This is a genomic window from Methylocystis sp. H62 (genome assembly GCF_015709515.1).
Lineage (GTDB): Bacteria > Pseudomonadota > Alphaproteobacteria > Rhizobiales > Beijerinckiaceae > Methylocystis.
Map to the genome: position 1 here is coordinate 139576 of NZ_JADNQZ010000058.1, position 19470 is coordinate 159045.

Annotated in this window: 13 protein-coding genes; 5 read left to right on the forward strand and 8 right to left on the reverse strand. The window is 65.0% G+C overall.

Annotated elements, in window-relative coordinates:
- Positions 1-91: 91 nt before the first annotated feature.
- The gene (locus IYY11_RS17385) at positions 92-1021 is read left to right on the forward strand and encodes a Spy/CpxP family protein refolding chaperone (protein ID WP_196405010.1); all 930 of its coding nucleotides are present in this window, start codon (positions 92-94) and stop codon (positions 1019-1021) included.
- Between the two features lie 109 nt (positions 1022-1130).
- On the opposite strand, the gene IYY11_RS17390 is transcribed toward IYY11_RS17385, so the two are convergent.
- Positions 1131-2765 (reverse strand): multicopper oxidase family protein, encoded by a 1635-nt coding sequence (locus IYY11_RS17390; protein WP_196405011.1) that lies wholly within the window; start codon positions 2763-2765, stop codon positions 1131-1133.
- A gap of 215 nt (positions 2766-2980) precedes the next feature.
- Here IYY11_RS17390 and IYY11_RS17395 point away from each other — a divergent pair, with 215 nt between their 5' ends.
- A complete protein-coding gene (locus IYY11_RS17395) occupies positions 2981-3979 on the forward strand; it encodes a TonB family protein (protein WP_196405012.1) in 999 nt (332 codons plus the stop codon).
- 300 nt (positions 3980-4279) lie between these two features.
- Here IYY11_RS17395 and IYY11_RS17400 read toward each other — a convergent pair whose 3' ends face one another.
- From IYY11_RS17400 to IYY11_RS17425, 6 genes are all read right to left on the reverse strand, one after another.
- Positions 4280-5059 (reverse strand): polyphenol oxidase family protein, encoded by a 780-nt coding sequence (locus tag IYY11_RS17400; protein WP_196405013.1) that lies wholly within the window; start codon positions 5057-5059, stop codon positions 4280-4282.
- Between the two features lie 11 nt (positions 5060-5070).
- On the reverse strand, positions 5071-6153 hold the full coding sequence (locus tag IYY11_RS17405) for a class I SAM-dependent methyltransferase (protein ID WP_196405014.1): 1083 nt from the start codon (positions 6151-6153) through the stop codon (positions 5071-5073).
- Positions 6150-6974 (reverse strand): prolipoprotein diacylglyceryl transferase, encoded by an 825-nt coding sequence (gene lgt, locus IYY11_RS17410; RefSeq protein ID WP_196405015.1) that lies wholly within the window; start codon positions 6972-6974, stop codon positions 6150-6152. Before lgt ends, IYY11_RS17405 begins: the two co-directional genes overlap by 4 nt.
- Before the next feature lie 349 nt (positions 6975-7323).
- Entirely contained in the window at positions 7324-9531 is a 2208-nt protein-coding gene (locus IYY11_RS17415; RefSeq protein WP_196405016.1) for a 3-hydroxyacyl-CoA dehydrogenase NAD-binding domain-containing protein, read from the reverse strand.
- Between the two features lie 150 nt (positions 9532-9681).
- A complete protein-coding gene (locus IYY11_RS17420; RefSeq protein WP_196405017.1) occupies positions 9682-10890 on the reverse strand; it encodes an acetyl-CoA C-acetyltransferase in 1209 nt (402 codons plus the stop codon).
- A gap of 81 nt (positions 10891-10971) precedes the next feature.
- Positions 10972-12765, reverse strand: coding sequence for an acyl-CoA dehydrogenase C-terminal domain-containing protein (locus tag IYY11_RS17425; protein WP_196405018.1), 1794 nt, complete (start codon positions 12763-12765; stop codon positions 10972-10974).
- A gap of 279 nt (positions 12766-13044) precedes the next feature.
- Between IYY11_RS17425 and IYY11_RS17430 the strand changes: the two genes are divergently transcribed.
- From IYY11_RS17430 to IYY11_RS17440, 3 genes are all read left to right on the forward strand, one after another.
- Positions 13045-16647, forward strand: a complete 3603-nt coding sequence (locus IYY11_RS17430; protein WP_196405019.1) for an SEL1-like repeat protein — start codon at positions 13045-13047, stop codon at positions 16645-16647.
- A 117-nt stretch (positions 16648-16764) separates the two neighbouring features.
- On the forward strand, positions 16765-17055 hold the full coding sequence (locus tag IYY11_RS17435) for a hypothetical protein (protein WP_196405020.1): 291 nt from the start codon (positions 16765-16767) through the stop codon (positions 17053-17055).
- Positions 17056-17119: 64 nt separating this feature from the next.
- Entirely contained in the window at positions 17120-18295 is a 1176-nt protein-coding gene (locus IYY11_RS17440; protein WP_196405021.1) for a lytic murein transglycosylase, read from the forward strand.
- On the opposite strand, the gene IYY11_RS17445 is transcribed toward IYY11_RS17440, so the two are convergent.
- Positions 18263-19426 (reverse strand): AI-2E family transporter, encoded by a 1164-nt coding sequence (locus IYY11_RS17445; RefSeq protein WP_196405022.1) that lies wholly within the window; start codon positions 19424-19426, stop codon positions 18263-18265. The two genes, IYY11_RS17440 and IYY11_RS17445, sit on opposite strands and share 33 nt — an antisense overlap.
- Between the last annotated feature and the right edge of the window lie 44 nt (positions 19427-19470).

Below are 19470 nucleotides of genomic sequence, written 5' to 3' on the forward strand. Positions count from 1 at the left end.
TAGGCGCTCAACATGCGTGAAACTCCACCCATGATTCGTCGCGCCAGCGACGACAGGAGCGATCGCGACAAACATTTCAAGGGAGGGCGCCATGACGACGCGAAAACAAACATCGCGCGGAAAATTGCTTGCGGCGAGCGCCGCCGCTTTGCTTCTCGCAGCTGGAGTCTCGGTGGCGCAGGCGCAGCAGGCCGGCGCCGAACATGGCGGCATGGACCATGGCAAGATGGACCATGGCAAGATGGACCATGGCAAAATGGACCACGGCGGCGCCCCAGCGCAATGGGCGGACCCCGGCAAGGCGCAATCCGGCGGCGCTGAATCCGGCAAGGCCGAAGAGAAGAGCGAAGCGGGCAAGTCCGACGAAGGTCATGCGGGCCATCACGGCGGCATGTCGGGCATGGACCATGGCGGCGGCAAGGACGGCGGCATGGGCGGCATGGGCGGCATGGGCGGGATGATGGGCGGCATGTCTGGCATGAGCCACGGCGGCGGCAAGGACGGCGGCAAGGACGGCGCCGGCGCGCGCGGCGACGGCATGAGCGGCATGAGCGGGATGTCGCATTCCGGCGGCGGGATGATGAACAAAATGGTCTGCGGCTTCGCCGAACATGTCGAAGGGCGGCTTGCCTATCTCAAGGCCGAGTTGAAACTCACGGCGACGCAAACCGGCGCCTGGAGCGCCTTCGACGAGGCGTGGCGCGCCGCCGCGCAAAAGGCGAAGCAGAAATGCGACGCCGCCGACATGCGCATGGATCATTCCAAGCCGGAAGTGTTGAATAAGCTCACGATGATGGAGAACCATATGGTCGACCATCTCGAGGTCGTGCGCGCACAGAAGGCTGCGATCGAACCGCTCTTCACCGGTTTGAGCGATGAGCAGAAGAAGGCCGCAAATGAGACGCTGAGCGGCATCATGAAGGTCGGCATGTCCATGGGCGACATGATGGGCGGCATGATGGGTGGCGGCATGGGCGGCATGTCGCATTCCGGCGGCGGCATGAGCGGCATGCAGCATTAGTCCACGCAACATCGCTCCCGGCAGGCCGAAGGCCCGACCGGGAGCGCATTTAGACGAATTGCTTTTCAGATCTATTGCGCTTCACGGACGCCGCGCGTCTTGAGCCGCTCTACTCCACCGAGAACTCGCGCATCATGCCTGCGTCCTCATGTTCGAGGTTGTGGCAGTGATACATGAATCGCCCCTTGAAATCGCCGAACGGCTTAATGATCCGCAGGCGCTCGCCCGGCGTGACGAGCACAGTGTCCTTTAGGCCGCTGTCGATGAGGCCGTCGCGGACCGAGGCGTAGGCGTCTTCGTCGCCCTCGAAGCGGCGCTCGATAACCTCGAATTGCTGCCCGTGCAGATGGATAGGATGCGCCATCGACATCATTCCCATCATGCCCATGCCCCCCATGCCCCCCATGCCCATGCCGCCCATGCGGCCGCGCATCATGCCGCCGCCCATCATGCCCATGCCGCCCATGCCGCCGTGCTCATGGAAAATTTCGATGAGCTGCGTCGTGTCGACGGGAATGCGTTCGCGCGGCTGGATGTCGTCGTGGCCATAGGGGCGACCGTTGAGGAACATCGCCATGCGCGCCATGGTGATGGCGATCGGAATGGGATCGTCCAAATTGGCGATCTCTTCCTTGCGGAAGCGCCGTATCGTCGAGAGCTTTTCCGGTAGTTTCCACGAGTCGTTTGAAGCTTTCGTCACCCTGGCCGTAAACAAGGGGAATTCCTCGCCCATCGCGAGATCGCTTCCCATCATGCGCTGCGCCATCGGCGGAATCAGACCGTAGAATTCTCCGCTCAGCATCGTCAGCTTCGCGCCTTGCGGACGTCCGCTGAAATCGACGATGAGATCGACGCGCTCGGCGGGCGCGAGCATCACATAGGGCCGCGTCTCCGCCTTCTCCAACAGGCCGCCGTCAACGCCGATCACGGTCAGCGGAGTCCGGTCGTTCCAGCACAGCTTATAGATGCGTGCGTTGGAGCCGTTGAGCAGCCGTAGACGATAGGCGCGGCTCGCGACGTCGAGCGTCAAATTGCATCGTCCATTGACGAGCGCGCGGTCGCCATAAAATCCGAACATGCTCGTATGCATGTCGCCGCCGTAGGCGAGCTGATTGTCGTCGTCGAAGGAGCGATCCTGAATGACGAGCGGAATTTCGAATTCGCCGGACGGCAGTCCGAGCGCGCGCTCTTCCTCGTCCTCAACGATGATGGCGCCCGCCAGGCCGCGATAGACTTGCGTCGCCGTCTTCTCGTGCGTGTGCGGATGATAGAAATACATCCCGGCGCGATTGCGGATCTCGAATTCATAGACGTAAGTTTCGCCCGGATCGATCGCCGCCGCCGGATGGCCGTCCATCAGCATCGGCACATGCAGGCCGTGCCAATGTGTGATGGTTTCCTCCGGCAATTCGTTGCGAAGCCGGATGCGAACCTTTTGTCCCTTTTTGAAACGCAGGAGGGGACCGAGGTAAGCGTCAGGCAGCGCCGTCAGCGCATCCGGCGGACCTTTGATCAGATTGCCGGCGTAGCGCCACACCCGCGTGGCCCTGCCCGTCAAGATCGACGTTTCGTCACGCTTGCAGATTAATTCGAGTTCAACATCCGGCGTGAAGGCGTCGGACGCTCGGTTCGGCGCAATCCGGCGCATCGCATGACCCTGGCCCAAGGCCGGAGCGCCGATCGTCGCCGCTGCGCCCGCGCCGATGAGAAATCCCCGGCGCGACAAGGGCCTGAAGCGTTTCATGCATCCCCCTGAGCGGCGTTCGAGCGCCACTTAAATTAGATAACTCTTATATATGTGGTCTCGGCGCATTGATAACTGCGGCAAAAGGCGTCATGTTTTTGCGGGGGCGCGTTTTTGCCCAAAGGCGGCTATAATTTTAAAGTGACGCCCCCCGATCACCGACACAGTTCGATTATGCAAGCAGCGGCGGCGCTGGAGAGCGGCTTTCCATCCCTATGAACGACAGAAGCGGACAACGCGCCTTTAGCGCGACCTTGGCCGTGGACGCCCTTCGGCGGCGCCGCGCGCTCTTGGTGCGCCCGCGCTTCCTCATGTTTCTCCTGCTGTGCCTTTTGGCGCATCTCTGCGTCCTGGCGTTCCTGCTCTTGGAAGACTGGCGCTCCGCCCGCGAAGCGCCGCGGATCGTCGAGGAAACTCCCGTCGAGGTGATCACCGAACCGCCCGCGCCGAAGCAGGAAGAGCCTCCTGCGCCTGAGCCAGAGAAGCCGCCGGAGCAGCAAAAACAGCAGCAGAAGCCGCCGCCGCCGCCGCCGATGGAAGAGGAAAAGCCGGCTTTCGACGCCCCGGAGGCCGAGAGCAAGACCAAGTCCGACGTTAACGCGCCGGAGGAGAAGGACGTCAAGACGCCGAAGAACGCGGAGGAGAAGGACGCGCCCAAGGACGACAAGCCTCAGGGCATGGAGGACGCCGAGGACGAAGACGGAAAGGCGAAGGCGCCCGAAGAGACCAAAGATACGCCGCTCGAGGACAAGAGCGACGCCGAGATCATCGAGCAGGCCGCGCCCGAAAAGAAGCCGCAGGAAAAGCCGGACCCGAACGAAAAGGGGTCAGTGAAGAAGGGCGAGGCAAACTCCATCGCCGATCAGCTCGCTGCGCTGGCGCCGATACCCGACTACAAGCTCGCCGCGCCGCGCAAGTTTTCGCCGGTCGGCGGCGGCCACGCGAAGACGACCTATTTGACGATCCTCTACGGCCTGATCATGCCGCATATGCGTATTCCGCCGCGCGTGCGCGGGAGCGGGGCGATCGGCAGGGGCGCGGTTGTCTTCTACATCGACGAGCTGGGCAATCTCACCCATCAGGCTGTGCACCAGCCGAGCGGCGCGCCCGATCTCGACGCCGCCGCTCTCGCGGCCGTACGCCGCGCCGCGCCTTTCCCGGCGCCGCCGCGCGGCCTGCCGCACTCGATGATCTTCAGTTACGCGACAAAGTAGACCTGTCGCAGGGTGAACTTGGATGTCATTCCATCCGCGCTTTGTGCGCGATCGGGAAACCCGAGCAGTTCCAGGATGTGTTCCGTCTCTCTGGGTTCCCGGTCAGGCGCGAACCGCTCGATTCACGCATCATACGACATCCGTTCGAATGGCTCGGATGTCATTCCCGACGCTCGCGAAGCGAGCGATCGGGAATCCAGAGCAAGACCAGCATTCCTGGATTGGCTCTGGATTCCCGGTCAGGCCTTCGGCCTGCCGGGAATGACAAGACCCAAGCGAACGGATCAGGCGGAATTCGCATCAGACGAGCGCGATCGCCGAGACGAGCCGACCATAGTCGGGCTCGCGGCGATGGACGCTGCGGCGGTAGCTGAAACAGCGCGCTTCATCGGCATAAGTGTCGACGCCGAGGTCCTCGAAAGAGGCGACGTCGAGCGCCTCGACGCGTGAGGCGATGAAGCCCGGCAGATCGAAGGTCGCATGGCCTTCACGCGCCGTCGGCGTAAAGAAGCGCGAAAAGGACACGTCGGCTTCGCGAAACTGGTCGATGAATTCCGGCCCGACTTCATAGCTCATCGCGCCGATCGCCGGGCCGAGCGCGACATGGATGTCGGCGCGGCGCGCGCCATGCGCCTCCATCTCTCTGACGGTCGCTTCGATGACGCCGCCGAGCGCGCCCTTCCAGCCGGCGTGGCAGGCGCCGATGACGGCCCCCTTCGCGTCGGCGAAAAGCAACATGCCGCAGTCGGCGCCGGTGACGCCGAGCGCGAGCGAGACTTCCGCCGTCACCACGCCGTCGCACCGCGGCCGCGCGTCGGCGCTCCACGGTCCGCGCACGGCGCGCGCCTCCGCGGAATGGATCTGGAACGGCACCAGCAGGCGCTCGGCCTCGACGCCGAGACGCGCCGCCATCCGGGCGCGATTCTCTTCGACATGCGGCGGCGCGTCACGCGAGCCGACGCCGCCGTTGAGCGAGGCGTAGACGCCTTGGGAAACGCCGCCGTCGCGGGTGAAAAAAGCGTGGCGCAGGCCGGGCAGGCTGAGATTTTGCGCGGTGAGCGCAGGCGTTTCGAAGGTCATCGCGTCAGATGTTACACGAAAAATCCCGGCAGGTCGGGCATGTCGGGATGGGTCACCGCCATAACTTTGAACAGTCCGCCCATCTGATGGCGCGCATCGTCCACGCCGGCGAGACGTTCGAAGGCGTCGATGATCGACTGCGCCTGTTCGGGCGTCGCCTTTTTCGACAAGGTCTCGGCGCGGCGTTCGATGCCAAGCTGCAGCAGAAATTGCGCTTGCGTGACCGGGCCCATCACCTTGGCGCCGCGCGCGCGGGCGGCGCGCGCCAGCGCCGCGAAATCGACGTGCGCGGTCAGATCCGCATCTCCCGGGGCAGCGAGCGGGTCGACATAGGCGTGGCGCGACACCGCCTGCAGACTTTCGCCAAGCGACGTCTGCTCATAGCCGTAGTCAATGAGCAGCAGCGCGCCGCCGTCGGCGACGAGCCGCGCGGCGATGTCGCCGATGAGCTTTTGGCTTGCGGCGCTCACTTCGATGATCGATCCTTCGCGCGCCGGAACATTGAGCGTCGGCTCGATCTGATCGGACAGTCCGAAGGCGAGTTCGCCTTGCGCGTCGAGCCCGACAAGTTGTTCGCGCCAGCCGCCGGCGGTCTTGACGAAGTGCCTGACGGGCAGGGCGTCGAAAAACTCATTGGCGAGGATGAAGGCTGGACCGGGCGGCGTCTCGGCAAAATCCAAATGCCATTGCGCCGGCTTCGCGGCTCTGGCCAGCGTCTGGCGTTGCGTCTCGCGCAGAACCGGACTGGTTTCGACGAGATGCACGCTGACGGCGGAAAAGAAGTTGGGCGCGATCGGCGTCACCCGCAGCACGTCCGACATCAGCGTGCCGCGGCCGGGTCCGAGTTCGACAAGCCTTGCCTCAGTCGGCGCGCCCGCGGCGCGCCAGGCCTCGGTGACCCAGACGCCGAGCAATTCGCCGAACATCTGGCTGATCTCCGGCGCGGTGACGAAGTCTCCGCCCGCGCCGAACGGATCGCGCGTCATGTAATAGCCGTAGCGCGGATGCGTCAGGCAGAGCGACATGTAGCGCTCGAGCGTCATCGGACCGTCATGAGCGATCGTCTCGACGATCTCTCTCTTCAAGGCGCTCATGCCGTCGCGCTCCTTGGGCGCAGCGCGAACAGGATCGCCGCCGCGCCAATTAAAACAAGCGGCGCCGAAAGGACCATGCCCATGGTCAGCCCATTGGGCAGCGCTTCCTGCACCGGATCGGGTTCACGAAAAAACTCGCAGAAAATGCGCGCCAGCCCGTAGCCGACACCGAAAAGGCCGGTGGCGAGACCCGGGTGTTTGAGCGCGCCGTGGCGCGCGGCGAGCCACAACAGCAGGCCCAGCGCCACGCCCTCGAGGCCGGCCTCATAGAGCTGGCTGGGATGACGCGGGAGGTCGCCCGCGCCGGGAAAGACCATCGCCCAGGGAACGTCGGTTTCGCGCCCCCACATCTCGGGCTTGATGAAATTGGCGAGGCGGCCGAAGAAAAGTCCGATCGGCGCCACCGTGGCGCAAATGTCGCTCACGGTGAGCAGCGGCACGCCGCTGCGACGCGCGTAAAGGATCATGCCGAACATCGCGCCGACGAGGCCGCCGTGGAAGGCCATGCCGCCCTTCCATGTCTGAAAGATTTCCAGCGGATGCGCTAGGTAAAAGGCCGGATCGTAGATCAGCACATGTCCGAGGCGACCGCCGATGACGACGCCGAAGGCGACGAAGACGAGAAGATCATCGAGAGACTCTCGGCTTGGTCGCGGTTGGCCGCGCCTCCAGAGCGCGTCGTTGGCGGCGAGCGCGCGCAAGCCAAGCCAGCCGAAGATGAAGCCGCCGATATAGGCGAGCGCATACCACCGCAGCGGCACGGGCCCGATGTTGACGGCGACAGGATCGATCACTGGAAAGGGAAGCACAAAAATCGGCATCAACCAGGTCCGGGCGCGGGCGCGCGTTTCAAACCTACACGCCCAGACTGTCTTTTACCCGTCGGCCCTGCGGATGTCATGTCCCCTAAAGGTGAAGCGCCTTCGCAGCGTGCGTTCAGAGGCCGCCCCTCGTCCTTCGAGACGCAGCTACGATCTCGGGCGCGCGCCCGAGATCGACATCTCATGCGCAAGTCGGGAAAACCCGACTTGCGGGCGGCTCTCAGGATGAGGGGCCTCAGCTCCGCATTTTTGCATGCGCGACATTTTGCATGCGCGATGAAGCAGCCCTCATGCTGAGAGGTCGCGAAGCGACCGTCTCGAAGCACGAGGGCAGTGATGCCGAATGTAATTACGCCGCCATTTTTTGCGGCATGAACCGTCCGTAAAAAGTTTCGCCTTTCGCCGCCATGTCGCGCAGCAGTTGCGGCGGCTCGAAACGCGGCCCGTATGTCGCGGCGAGCTTGTCGCAGAGCGCGACGAAATTTTTCGTGCCCATGCCGTCGATGTAGGAGATGACGCCGCCAGTGAAGGGCGCGAAGCCGAAGCCGAGAATGGAGCCGACGTCGGCCTCGCGCGGATCGGTGACGACCCTCTCCGCCATGGCGCGCGCCGCCTCGACCGCCTGCGTCACGAGAAAGCGCTGCTTCATTTCGGCGACGTCGAGCGTATCGGGGTCGAGCTCGCTCTGCGCCAGGGCCGAGAGACCGGGCCAGAGGCTTTTCGTTCCGTTGGCCTGATAATCGTAGAAGCCTTTGCCGTTCTTGCGGCCGAAGCGGCTGTTTTCCTCGACCATGAAGCGCAGCACGCGTTCTTGCGCAGGATCGACGGAGCCTTCGCCGAGGTCCTTCTTCGTCGCCTGCAGGATTTTCCACCCCAGATCAAGCGCGACTTCGTCGTTGAGCGACAATGGCCCGACCGGCATGCCGGCCATGCGGGCGACATTCTCGATCATCGCCGGCGGCACGCCGTCGACAAGCATGATCTGCCCTTCGCGAACATAATTGAGCACGCAGCGATTGGCGAAGAAGCCGCGGGAGTCGTTGACGACGATCGGCGTTTTCTTGATGATGCGGACGAAGTCGAGCGCCGTCGCGAGCGCGCGATCGCTCGTTTTCTCGCCCAGGATCACTTCGACGAGCAGCATCTTCTCGACGGGCGAGAAGAAATGGATGCCGATGAAGTTCTCGGGCTTTTGCGTGGTTTCCGCGAGCGAGGTGATCGGCAGCGTCGACGTGTTCGAGGCGAAGATCACGTCGGCGCCCACAACCTCCTGCGCGCGCTTGGTGACGTCCGCCTTGACCGCGCGGTCCTCGAATACGGCTTCGAGCACGAGATCGCACCCTTTGAGCGCCGCATAATCGGCGGTGGCGACGACGCGCGCCATCAGCGAATCCTTGTCGGCGGCGGTCGCGCGGCCTTTGCTGACGGAGCTCGAGATGAGCTTGTCGATCGTGACGACGCCCTTGTCGGCGCTCTCCTGATCGCGGTCGATCAGCACGACGTCGAGGCCGTTCAGCGCGCTGATATAGCCGACGCCCGCGCCCATGAAGCCCGCGCCGATAATGCCGATCTTCTTGAGATTGGTGGGGCCGACGTCCTTGGGGCGATGCGCGCCCTTGTCCAATTCGTTCTTCGAGAGAAACAGCGAGCGGATCATCGCCGCCGCCTCCTTCGAGCGCAGAATATGCGCGAACCAGCGCGACTCGACGGTTAGCGCCTGGTCCATCGGCAATTGCAGCCCTTCATAGACGGCATGCAGAATGGCCTTGGCGGCGGGATAATTGTCGTAGGTCTCGCGGCGATAGATGGCGTTGGCGGCGGGCCAGATCATCATGCCGGTGGGCGAGAACACCCTGCCGGACGGAGTCTTGAACTCCTTGGCGTCCCACGGCGCCTGCGCCTTGCCGCCGTTGACGATAAACGCGCGGGCGCGCTCGACGATCTCGGACTTTGGCGCGATCTCATGCACGAGCTTGGCGCCGAGCGCGGCTCTGGGCTTGATCTGATCGCCCCTGAACAGGAATTGCAGCGCGTCGCCCGTCTGCATGATCCGTGACACGCGCTGCGTGCCGCCGGCGCCCGGAAAGAGCCCGACCTTGATTTCCGGCAGGCCGACTTTGGTTTTCTCGTCATCGGCCATCACGCGATAATGGCAGGCGAGCGCAAGTTCGAAAGCGCCGCCAAGGCAGACGCCGTGAATGGCGACGGCGAAAGGTTTGCCGCAGGTTTCCAACTTGCGGTAGAGCAGCGACAGTCGGCGCGAAAACTCGAAGAAATGCTTGTTCGCCGCGTCTTCGCCCTGCTCCTTGAGCGCCCTGGCGTATTGCGCGGCGCCATGCTGCAGCATGGAAAGATCGGCGCCGCCGGAAAAGGCGGTCTTGCCCGACGCGATGACGCAGCCTTTGACGTCGGGCGCGGCGACCACCGTGTCGATGAGCTGCTCCAGCTCGTCCATCACCTCCGGCGTGATGACGTTCATCGTGCGCTCGGGCATGTCCCAGGTCGCCAGCGCGACGCCGTCGGCGCCGGTCTCGAAGCGGAAATTGACGAGGTTCATTATTTCGCCTCCGATAAGCTTTCAGCTGTTTTGAACCTCGTCCTTCGAGACGCCCGCTGCGCGGGCTCCTCAGGATGAGGTTCAAAAAGTTTCCTCACCCTGAGGAGCGAGCGAAGCTCGCGTCTCGAAGGGCGAGGAAACGTTGCATCCTCACACCCGCTCGACGATCGTCGCCGTGCCCATGCCGGCGCCGATGCAGAGCGTCACGAGCGCGGTGGATTTTCCCGTGCGCTCCAATTCGTCGATCGCGATGCCCATCAGCATGGCGCCCGTCGCGCCGAGCGGATGGCCCATGGCGATGGCGCCGCCATTGACGTTGACCTTCGCCGGGTCGAGGTCGAAGGCTTCGAGATAGCGCAGCACGACGGCCGCGAAGGCTTCGTTCACCTCGAAGAGGTCGATGTCGGCAATGGTCATGCCGGCGCGATGCAGCACTTTTTTGGTCACATCGACAGGGCCGGTCAGCATCAGCGCCGGGTCCGAGCCGATATTGGCGTAGGCGCGAATCTTCACGCGAGGCTTCAACCCGTGCTGCTCGCCCGCCTCTTTCGAGCCGACGAGCACCGCCGCGGCGCCGTCGACGATGCCCGACGAATTGCCGGCATGATGGACGTAATTCAATTTCTCGACTTCGGGATGCGCCTGAATCGCCACGGCGTCGAAGCCGCCCTGTTCCGCGTAAAAGGCGAAGGAGGGCTTCAAGGCGGCGAGCGACTGCATGTCGGTTCCCGGCCGCATATGTTCGTCGCGGTCGAGCAGGGTGATGCCGTTGACGTCCTTCACCGGAACGATCGAATGTTTGAAGCGCCCTTCCTCCCAGGCCTTCGCCGCGCGCTTTTGCGATTCGACCGCGTAGGCGTCGACGTCGTCGCGCGAGAAGCCGTATTTTGTCGCGATGAGATCCGCCGACACGCCCTGCGGCATGAAATAGGAGGGAATGGCGATCGTCGGATCGACCGGCCAGGCGCCGCCCGACGCGCCGATGCCGACACGGCTCATGCTCTCGACGCCGCCGCCGATCGCAAGATCATGCTGGCCGGACATGATTTCGCCGGCGGCGAAATTCACCGAATCCAATCCGGACGCGCAGAAGCGGTTGATCTGCACGCCGGGCACTTTGTAGGAGTAGCCCGATGAAATCGCCGCGGCGCGGGCGATGTCGCCGCCGGCTTCCCCAACCGGATCGACGCAGCCGAGGATGACGTCGTCGATCTCGGGGCCGGCGAGCTTGTTGCGTTCCCTGACCGCCTGCAGCGCCGTGACGGCGAGGCCGAGCGAAGAGACCTCATGCAGCGAGCCGTCCGGCTTGCCGCGACCGCGCGGCGTGCGAACGGCGTCGTAGATAAAAGCGTCGGGCATATCGTCTCCTATAACGGCAGTCGGCGGTCGGGCTTCGGCAGTAAGACATGACCATTGCCGACTGCCGAAATCCGACTGCCCCTAAAACATCTCCTCGGGGAGCGACATCATCGTGTCGGCGCCGGTTGAAATGCGTGTCAGGCGCAGGCGCGTTTCCGGCAGCATGCGCTCCATATAGAAGCGTGCGGTCAACAGCTTCGCATCCATCAGTCCGGCCCGCTCGGGCTCTTGCGCCTTTATCGCCATCGCCGCCTGCGCGATCTTCACCCACATCACGCCGAGCGCGACGCGGCCGAAGAGATGCATATAGTCGTATGAAGCGGCGCCGGCGTTGTCGGGCTTGGCCATGGCGTTCTGCATCAGCCACATCGTCGCCTTTTGCAGATCGTCGAGCGCCGCCTTCACCGGCGCGGCGAAGGACTTCATCGCTTCGTCCGATGCAAGCGGCGCCAACAGCTCCGTCGTATCCTTGAAATAGGCCATGATCGCCCGGCCGCCGTCGCGCGGCAGCTTGCGGCCGACGAGGTCGAGCGCCTGGATGCCATTGGCGCCCTCGTAGATCATGCAGATGCGCGCATCGCGCACGAACTGCTCCATGCCCCATTCGCGAATATAGCCGTGTCCGCCGAGCACCTGCTGGGCCTTGACGGTGTTTTCGAAGCCGACGTCGGTGAGCACGCCCTTGAGCACGGGGGTCAGCAGGCCGAGGCGGTCTTCCGCCGCCTGGCGCGAGGCGGCGTCGTCGGAACGATGCGCGATGTCGCTGTCGAGCGCGGCCGACAGCGCAAAGCCGCGCGCCGCCTCGTTGAAGGCCTTCATCTCGAGCAGCATCCTCCGCACGTCCGGATGCACGATGATCGGGTCGGCCGGCTTTCCGGGGTCTTTCGGACCGGAGAGCGCGCGGCCCTGCAGACGCTCCTTGGCGTATTGCGCCGCGTTCTGGTAGGCGACCTCGGACTGGGCGAGGCCTTGCATGGCCACGCCGAGCCGCGCCTCGTTCATCATCACGAACATGGCGTTCAGTCCGCGATTGGCTTCGCCGACGAGAAAGCCCTGCGCGCCGTCGTAATTCATGACGCAGGTGGCGTTGCCGTGGATGCCCATCTTTTCTTCGATGGAGCCGCAGCTGACGCCGTTGCGCGCTCCAATCGCGCCGTCGCCGTCGACCAGAAACTTCGGCACGACGAAGAGCGAGATGCCTTTCACGCCGGCAGGCGCGCCCTCGATGCGCGCGAGCACGAGATGCACGATGTTTTCGGTCAGATCGTGCTCGCCGGCGGAGATGAAGATCTTTTGCCCGGTGATCGAATAGGAGCCGTCGCCGCGCGGCGACGCCTTGGTCGTCAGCAGTCCGAGATCGGTGCCGCATTGCGGCTCGGTCAGATTCATCGTGCCCGACCAGCGGCCTTCGGCCATCTTCGGCACATAAAGCTTCTTCTGCGCGTCGTCGCCATGGCGCAGCAGAGCGGCGAGCGCGCCCTGCGTGAGGCCCGGATACATGGCGAAGGACATATTCGCCGAGGAGGCGAACTCGTTCATCGCCATCGACAGCGTATAGGGCAGGCCCTGTCCGCCATATTCCTCGGGCACCGCGAGGCTGATCCAGCCGCCTTGAGCGAAAGCGTCATGCGCCGCCTTGAAGCCTGGCGGGGTGGAGACGGAGGCGTCGTCGTGGCGCTTGCAGCCCTTTTCGTCGCCAATCTGGTTGAGCGGCGCGAGCGCTTCCTCGCAGATCTTTCCCCCCTCCAGGAGGATTTGCGACAGGACGTCCGGCGTCACGTCCGCGAAGCCTGGCAGATTGCCGAAACGTTGAAAATTCAAGACATCATTTAGCAGGAAGAGGGTGTCGTCTACAGGCGCCTTGTAGCTCGGCATCAACGCCTCCTTGCAAGCCGGCGCTTGGGGCCGAGCCGTCACGCCGCGATTCTCTCGGGCTGCGTCATAGGTAGAGAGGCGCCGGCGCGGGCGCAAGCGAGCCGCGGTGTGACAATCGTGAACGCGACGGCGCTTTGGAGCCGTTTCTTAACGGCTTCTTTACTGCGATCGACGGAAAGTCACGGCGGTCGGCGGCCCGCGCCGACAGTAGCGCGCGATTCGCGCGTTCCACCGCGTTTTTGTCCCAATTTCCACGGGTCGGTCCCGCCGGACAGCCACATGACCAAGGCGCAATTTCCTGATCAGGGTCGTCCGAATTCCGAGTCGCCCGAAGATAAGCGCGAGGCCGGACATCGGGAGGAAAATCTTCCCAACGCGGGAGAGCCACGCGACGAGAACCGCGGCGTCGACGAAGACTCCATCTGGCGGTCGATCGCCGCGCTCTCCAAAAGCCGTATCGAGAGCCAGCTCGGCGAGCAGCCTTCCGCGAATGCGCGGCCGATTCGCAACGCGCTGGCGGAGCTCGAATCGCGGCTCGCGCGGCTGTCGGGCGAACATCGCGGCGCCGACGTCGAGAAGACGTTGCGCGGCCTTGATCAGCATCTTGCCGAAATTGCAGGACGCCTGGACGAAAATGCGGCGCGCGGGGGCGTAGCGAAGCCGGCCATGACGTCGGGCCCCTCCGGCGGATCGCGCTTTGAGGCGCTGCAGCGCTCGATCGATTCCGTCACGCAGGGCCTAGACAGCTTTCGCGAGGACGCCGCCGAGCGCGGCGACCAGCAGCTCGTGATGATGCGACAAATCGAAAACGTCCGTCGCGAACTCCAGGATGTGGCGCAAGCGATCGGCGAACTCGCGCCGCGCGCATCGGTCGCCGCCATCGAAACGGCGATGGGCGATCTGCGCCAGGGCATCGAGTCGCAACGCGGCCGCGGCGTTCCAGACGAGACGCTTGCGCCTGCCGAAAGAATGATCGGCGAATTGCGCGCCGTGATCGAAGATCTCGATCCGACTCCCATCGTGCGTAACCTGCGCGCCGACGTCGAAACGATCGGCTTCAGGTTGGAGAAGCTGCAGAATGGAGACGTTGCGAACGCTTCGGCTGTGCGCGATCTCGCGCGCGAAACGCATGAGATCAAGGAACAGCTGACGGCGCTCATGGCGCGTCCGCTGCCGCTTGAGAGGATCGAAACGCGCATCATCGACGTTACGCAGCGAGTCGACGCGCTGGCGCTTTCACGTGGCGCGTCCGGCGCGGATCTCGGCGAAGTGGTCAAGGCGATCCGCTCGATCGTCGCCGCCGAAACCGGGAAGGGGCTGGAGACCTTCAACAAGCGGCTGGAGCGGCTCGCGCGCAAGCTTGACGTCGTCGCCGAACAATCGGCGGCGGCGCGGTTCGACGAAATCGGCGAGCGTATCGACGAACTCGGCAAGACGCTGACGCAGCGCATCGATCGCGGCGCCGTCGCGAATATGGCCCCCCTCGAAGCGCTCATCACAACGCTCGCCAAAAAAATCGATACGGCGCTGGACGGCGACAGCCACGCCTCGGCGTTCGAGGAGATCGGCCGCAGGTTCGATCGGTTCGAGTCCCGCGTCGTGGACAGCGCGCCGACGGAATCGCTCGCGCGCATCGAGTCCATGCTTGCCGAACAGAACGCCGAACGTCAGTTCGCCGATCTCGCCCAGCGCATCGACGAGCTTCGACAGACGATCGCCGCGCGGCTGGAAAGCCCCTCGGGCGCCGGCGATTCCAAAAATCTCGCAGCTCTCGAGAATTTGGTGCGCGGCCTCGACAGAAAAGTGGATGCCGCGTTCGCCGCCGATGCGCGGGACCTCGATCTGCAGGCTGTCGAGCGTCAGCTCGCGCAGCTCTCGTTCAAGATCGACCGGCTCGACGATCCCTTCTCAGCGCCGAGATTTGGCGAACAGAACGCTCGGCTCGACGACATCGTCGAGCGCCTCGACCGCATGCACGCCGCATTCGCGCAGCGGGTCGAAGACGGCGCGTGCGTCGAGAAGCGCGAGGGCGAGTTGGCGGCTTTCGTCGGGGCGCTCGCCGACCGCGTGAAGCAGACGGCTGATCCCACGGCCGATGGCGGCGCGCTCAAATCGCTTGAAACTCAGATCGGCGCCCTGGCGCAGCGGCTCGAACGGATCGACGCGGGAAGCGGCGCGCCCATCGGCTTTGAGTCGAAGATCAACGATTTTTTCGTGCGTCTGGAGGACACGCGGTCCGCAACGACGCAGGCGGCTGAGGCGGCGGTTCGCCGGGCCGCCACGGAGGTTCTCCGCGATGCGGCTGGCGCTCAGCCGGCGGCCGTGCGCCTCGCTGTGCAGCGCGAATTGAACGACATCCTCAAGACGCAAGATGCGAGCGGCCAGCGCACGAATGAGACGCTGACGGCGGTCCATCAAACGCTCGAGCGCGTCGTCAAACGTCTCGGCGTGTTTGATGGCGAATTGACCGAGAACCGTGGCGTCGCGCGGCGCTCGCCCGATGCGGAACTCGGCGTCGAACTTTGCGGCGATGATACGCGCGAGCGCGTCGGCGCGCCGACCGCCGCTGACGCCCAAGACGAAAGCGAAGCCTTGGCGCCGGTCGATCCGATGGAGTTCCTGCTGCCGGTCGACGATGGGGTCGCCGAACGGCGCGAGCCTTTCATGGCGCCGGGAGGACCGGAGGCCGATCAGGCCGCACATCGTAGCTCGGTTCAGTCGGACTTCATCGCCGCCGCGCGCCGCGCCGCGCAAACGCCTGCGGCTGAGGGCGACGCCCAGTCGGCCGAAGCGGCGCGCCACGCGGGACAGGCTCAGGAAAAGCCGCAGGGCGCCGCTGTCGTCAATTTCAGCGCCCTCATCCAGGACCGCAAGCGTCCGCTGCTCTTAGGCCTTGCCGCGGTCATGCTGCTGATCGGTGCCTATCAGATCGCGCGCATGGAGGGGCAGGGCGGCTTGGCGGTCGGGCCGTCGCACAGACAGCAGGAGGCGAAAGCGCCAGCCAAGGCGGTTCGGCCGGCTTTGTCGCCAGACAAGCGGGTAGCCTCGAACCGCGCCGCGTCGCCGGCGGTCGCCCAACGCCCGACCAAAGAACCGGCGTCGGTCGCGCGACCCGTCGTCGCGCAGCAGAACATCGATCCGACCCCCACGGGAACGATCGAGGCGCCGCCGCTGTCGCCGGGCGACGCCTTGGCGACGATCGAGCGCCTCGCCGTCGAGGGCAATCCGGCCGCCCAATACGAGATGGGCGCGCGTCTTGTCGAGGGACGCGGCGCCGCGCGCGACGCCAAGGCGGCCGCGCATTGGTTCGAAAAAGCTGGTGAAATGGGTCTGGCGCTCGCCCAATACCGGCTGGGTTCGATGTATGAGAGGGGCGTCGGCGTCGCGCGCGACTACACCCGCGCCAGGCAGTGGTACGAGCGCGCGGCCGAGTCCGGCAACGCCCGCGCCATGCATAATGTCGCCGTGCTGCTCGCTGAGGGCGGCGACGGCAAGCCGGATTACGCCGCTGCGGCGGAGTGGTTCCGTCAGGCGGCGGAATACGGCATCCGTGACAGCCAGTTCAATCTCGGCATCCTCTACGCCCGCGGCCTCGGCATCAGCCGCGATCTGCAGAAATCCTACGTGTGGTTCTCCGCCGCCGCGGACCAGGGCGATGAGGACGCAGCCAAGAAGCGCGACGAAATCGGCGCCCGGCTGGATTCCAAGGAGCTTGCCGCGGCCAAGGCGCTGGCCGCCGCGTTCCGGGCCAAAACCCCGACGTCGGAGGCGAATGACGCGCCGGCGCTCCGGACAGGCGGCGGCGAGGGCGCGCGGGAGCAGACTCCGGTCAAGCCGACAACGAAGTCGCCTTCCGGCAAGCCGCGGGTCTCGCAGCTCTGAAGATGCGCCAGGCGGGCCATTAACGATTCGTCTACGGGATCGCTCCTATTGTCCCCTCGAGCGAGCTTGCCGGCGCAGCGCGTGCGGACAGTGGCTCGCCCGTCTTGGGAGAGTACGATGCGTAGAACTATTGCGACGCTTTCGGCGGCTTTGGCTCTCGGCGCCGCGGCCCTGGCGCCGATCGCGCCGGCGCGCGCCGATTCAGCCGGCCCGGCCATTGCGGCGGGCATTGGCGGTTTTGCGCTTGGCGCCATCACCGGCGGGGCGCTCGCCAGTTCCGCGCCGCCCGTCGTCTATGCGCCTGGACCCGTTTATGTCGCGCCGCCGGTGTGCTGGGTCGAGCGCCGTCCCGTCTTCGACGAATATGGCGAGGTGATCGGCTCCCGCCCGCGCCGCGTCTGCGAGTGACGTGCTCTTTTCACGACCGATGCGGCTCATGAAAAAGCCGCGTCCTTACGCTAGAATTCGCGGCATGAAGGCACATCATCTTCTGGCGGCGCTTGCCGCGCTCATGCTCACGGTCGCGCCTGCGCGCGCCGAATGGTCGAGCTGCCTCTCCGGTCTGCGCGCCGCTGCGGCCGGCGCCGGCGTCAGCCAGCAGACGATCGCGTCGGCGACGAATGGGCTCGCCCCCAACGACGCCGTCAGCTTTATGGACAAGCAGCCGGAGTTTACGACGCCCGTCTGGGACTATGTCGCCGGGCTCGTCGATGAGGAGCGCGTGGACGAAGGGCGCGTGATGCTGCATCAGCATGCCCGCGCGCTGCACGCCGCGGAAAGCCGTTACGGCGTCGACGCCCCGACCGTCGTCGCCGTGTGGGGCGTCGAATCCGACTTCGGCAAGAGTTTCGGCAAGCGCCCGGTGGTGCAGAGCCTCGCGACGCTCGCCTGCGAAGCGCCGCGCCGCAACGACTATTGGCGCAAGGAATTCATCGCCGCGCTCAAAGTCCTCGACCACGGCGATATCGCGCCGGAGGAGTTCTACGGCTCCTGGGCGGGCGCCTTCGGCCACACGCAGTTCATGCCGTCGACCTTTCTCGGCATGGCGGTCGATCTCGACGGCGACGGGCGGCGCAATATCGCCAGCTCGGCGGCCGACTCGCTCGGCTCGACGGCGAATTATCTGCACAAGAGCGGTTGGCGCGCCGGCATGCCCTGGGGCTTCGAAGTGCGTTTGCCGGAATCCTATTCCGGACCTTCCGGACGCAAGGGCCGCCAATCGATGGGCTTCTGGCAGTCGCGCGGCGTGACGCGCCTCGACGGCGGCGGCCTTGGCGAGGGAAGTGCGGGGCTGCTCCTGCCGGCGGGACGCAACGGACCCGCGTTCCTGGTGACGAAAAATTTCGACGCGGTCTACGCCTATAACGCCTCCGAATCTTACGCGCTGGCGATCTGCGTCCTGTCCGACAGGCTGCGCGGCCGGCCGGGCATTCAGACGCCATGGCCGACAGACGATCCGGGCCTCTCGCGCGCCGAGCGCCGCGAATTGCAAGCGCTACTGACCCGCAGCGGCTACGACGTCGGCGACTCCGATGGCGTGATCGGCACGAAGACCAAAGAGGCGATCGCCGATTACCAGTCGCGCGCCGGCCTGCAGCGCAATGGCCGCGCCGGCCTAAAGGTTCTTAACGCCTTGCGCGGACGATAGCGCCGGCGACGCCTCCACGTTGAAGTCGGGCTCGGCGGCCGTTTCGTTGACCAATTTCAGGTCGTCGGCGATCCACGCCTTCGTCAGCTCCCAAACGACGGCGAGCACGACCGGTCCGGCAAACAGGCCGGCGATGCCATGCGCGAGAACGCCGCCGATCACGCCCACGAAAATCACCGGTATCGGCGTCGACAGACCATGCGCGAAAATGAACGGCTTCAGCACGTTGTCCACGTAATTGACGCTGAGCATGCAAACCGTCAGCGCCAGCGCCGGCCCGGTCGCTAACGTCGTCCACCCCCAGAAGATGACGGGCGCGACGACGAGCAACGGCCCGATCTGAATAATGCCGAGGACGAGGATGGCGAGAGTCAAAAGGCTCGCGCCCGGCACGTCGGCGAGATACATGCCGGCGCCGCCAACGACGGCCTGCAAGAGCGACAGGCCCATGACGCCGCGCGAAACCGCGTTGATCGTCGCGCCGGCGAGATCGACGAATTTCTCGCCGCTCGAAGGATCGATCCGCCGCGACAGCGCGCGCGCCCCTGCCAGCATTTGCGGCGCGGCGGCGAGAATGAAGCCCATGAGCAGGACGGAGACCAGAAATTTGAGCGTGCCCGCGCCGGCGCTCTTCGCCATTTCGAGCAAAAACTCCCCGGCGGGTTTCAGCTGCGGCAAAACTTGGGTGAAGGCGCTGCGCAGATTGGTCGAGGCCAGCAGCCAGAAGGAATAGAGCTGCTCGCCGACGAACGGCCAGTCCTTGATCGAGGGCGGCGGCGGCGGGACGGCGATATCGCCGGTTTCAATACCCGCCATCACCGCCTTGATGGGGTCGATGGCGCCGACGGCCATCCAGGTGACGGGCCCGATGATCAGCACGAGTCCCGCGATCGTCATCAAAATGGCGGCGGCGATCGGCCGGCCGCCCAATATTTCGGCCACAATGCGAAAGATCGGATAGAGCGCCACGGCGAGCACGACGCTCCACAGAATAATCGCCGCGAAAGGCAGGACGATGATGAAGGTCCAGTAGATCAGCGCGCCGATCGCGAACAGCCGGATCGCCAGTTCGATGACCAGCGTGTTGAAGCGGCGGTCGGAGCCGTTGAGGCCATGGGTCGGATCGGTCACCGGCGTTCTCTCTTCGCGATTTTGCGTCGCAATAGAGTGAAGAC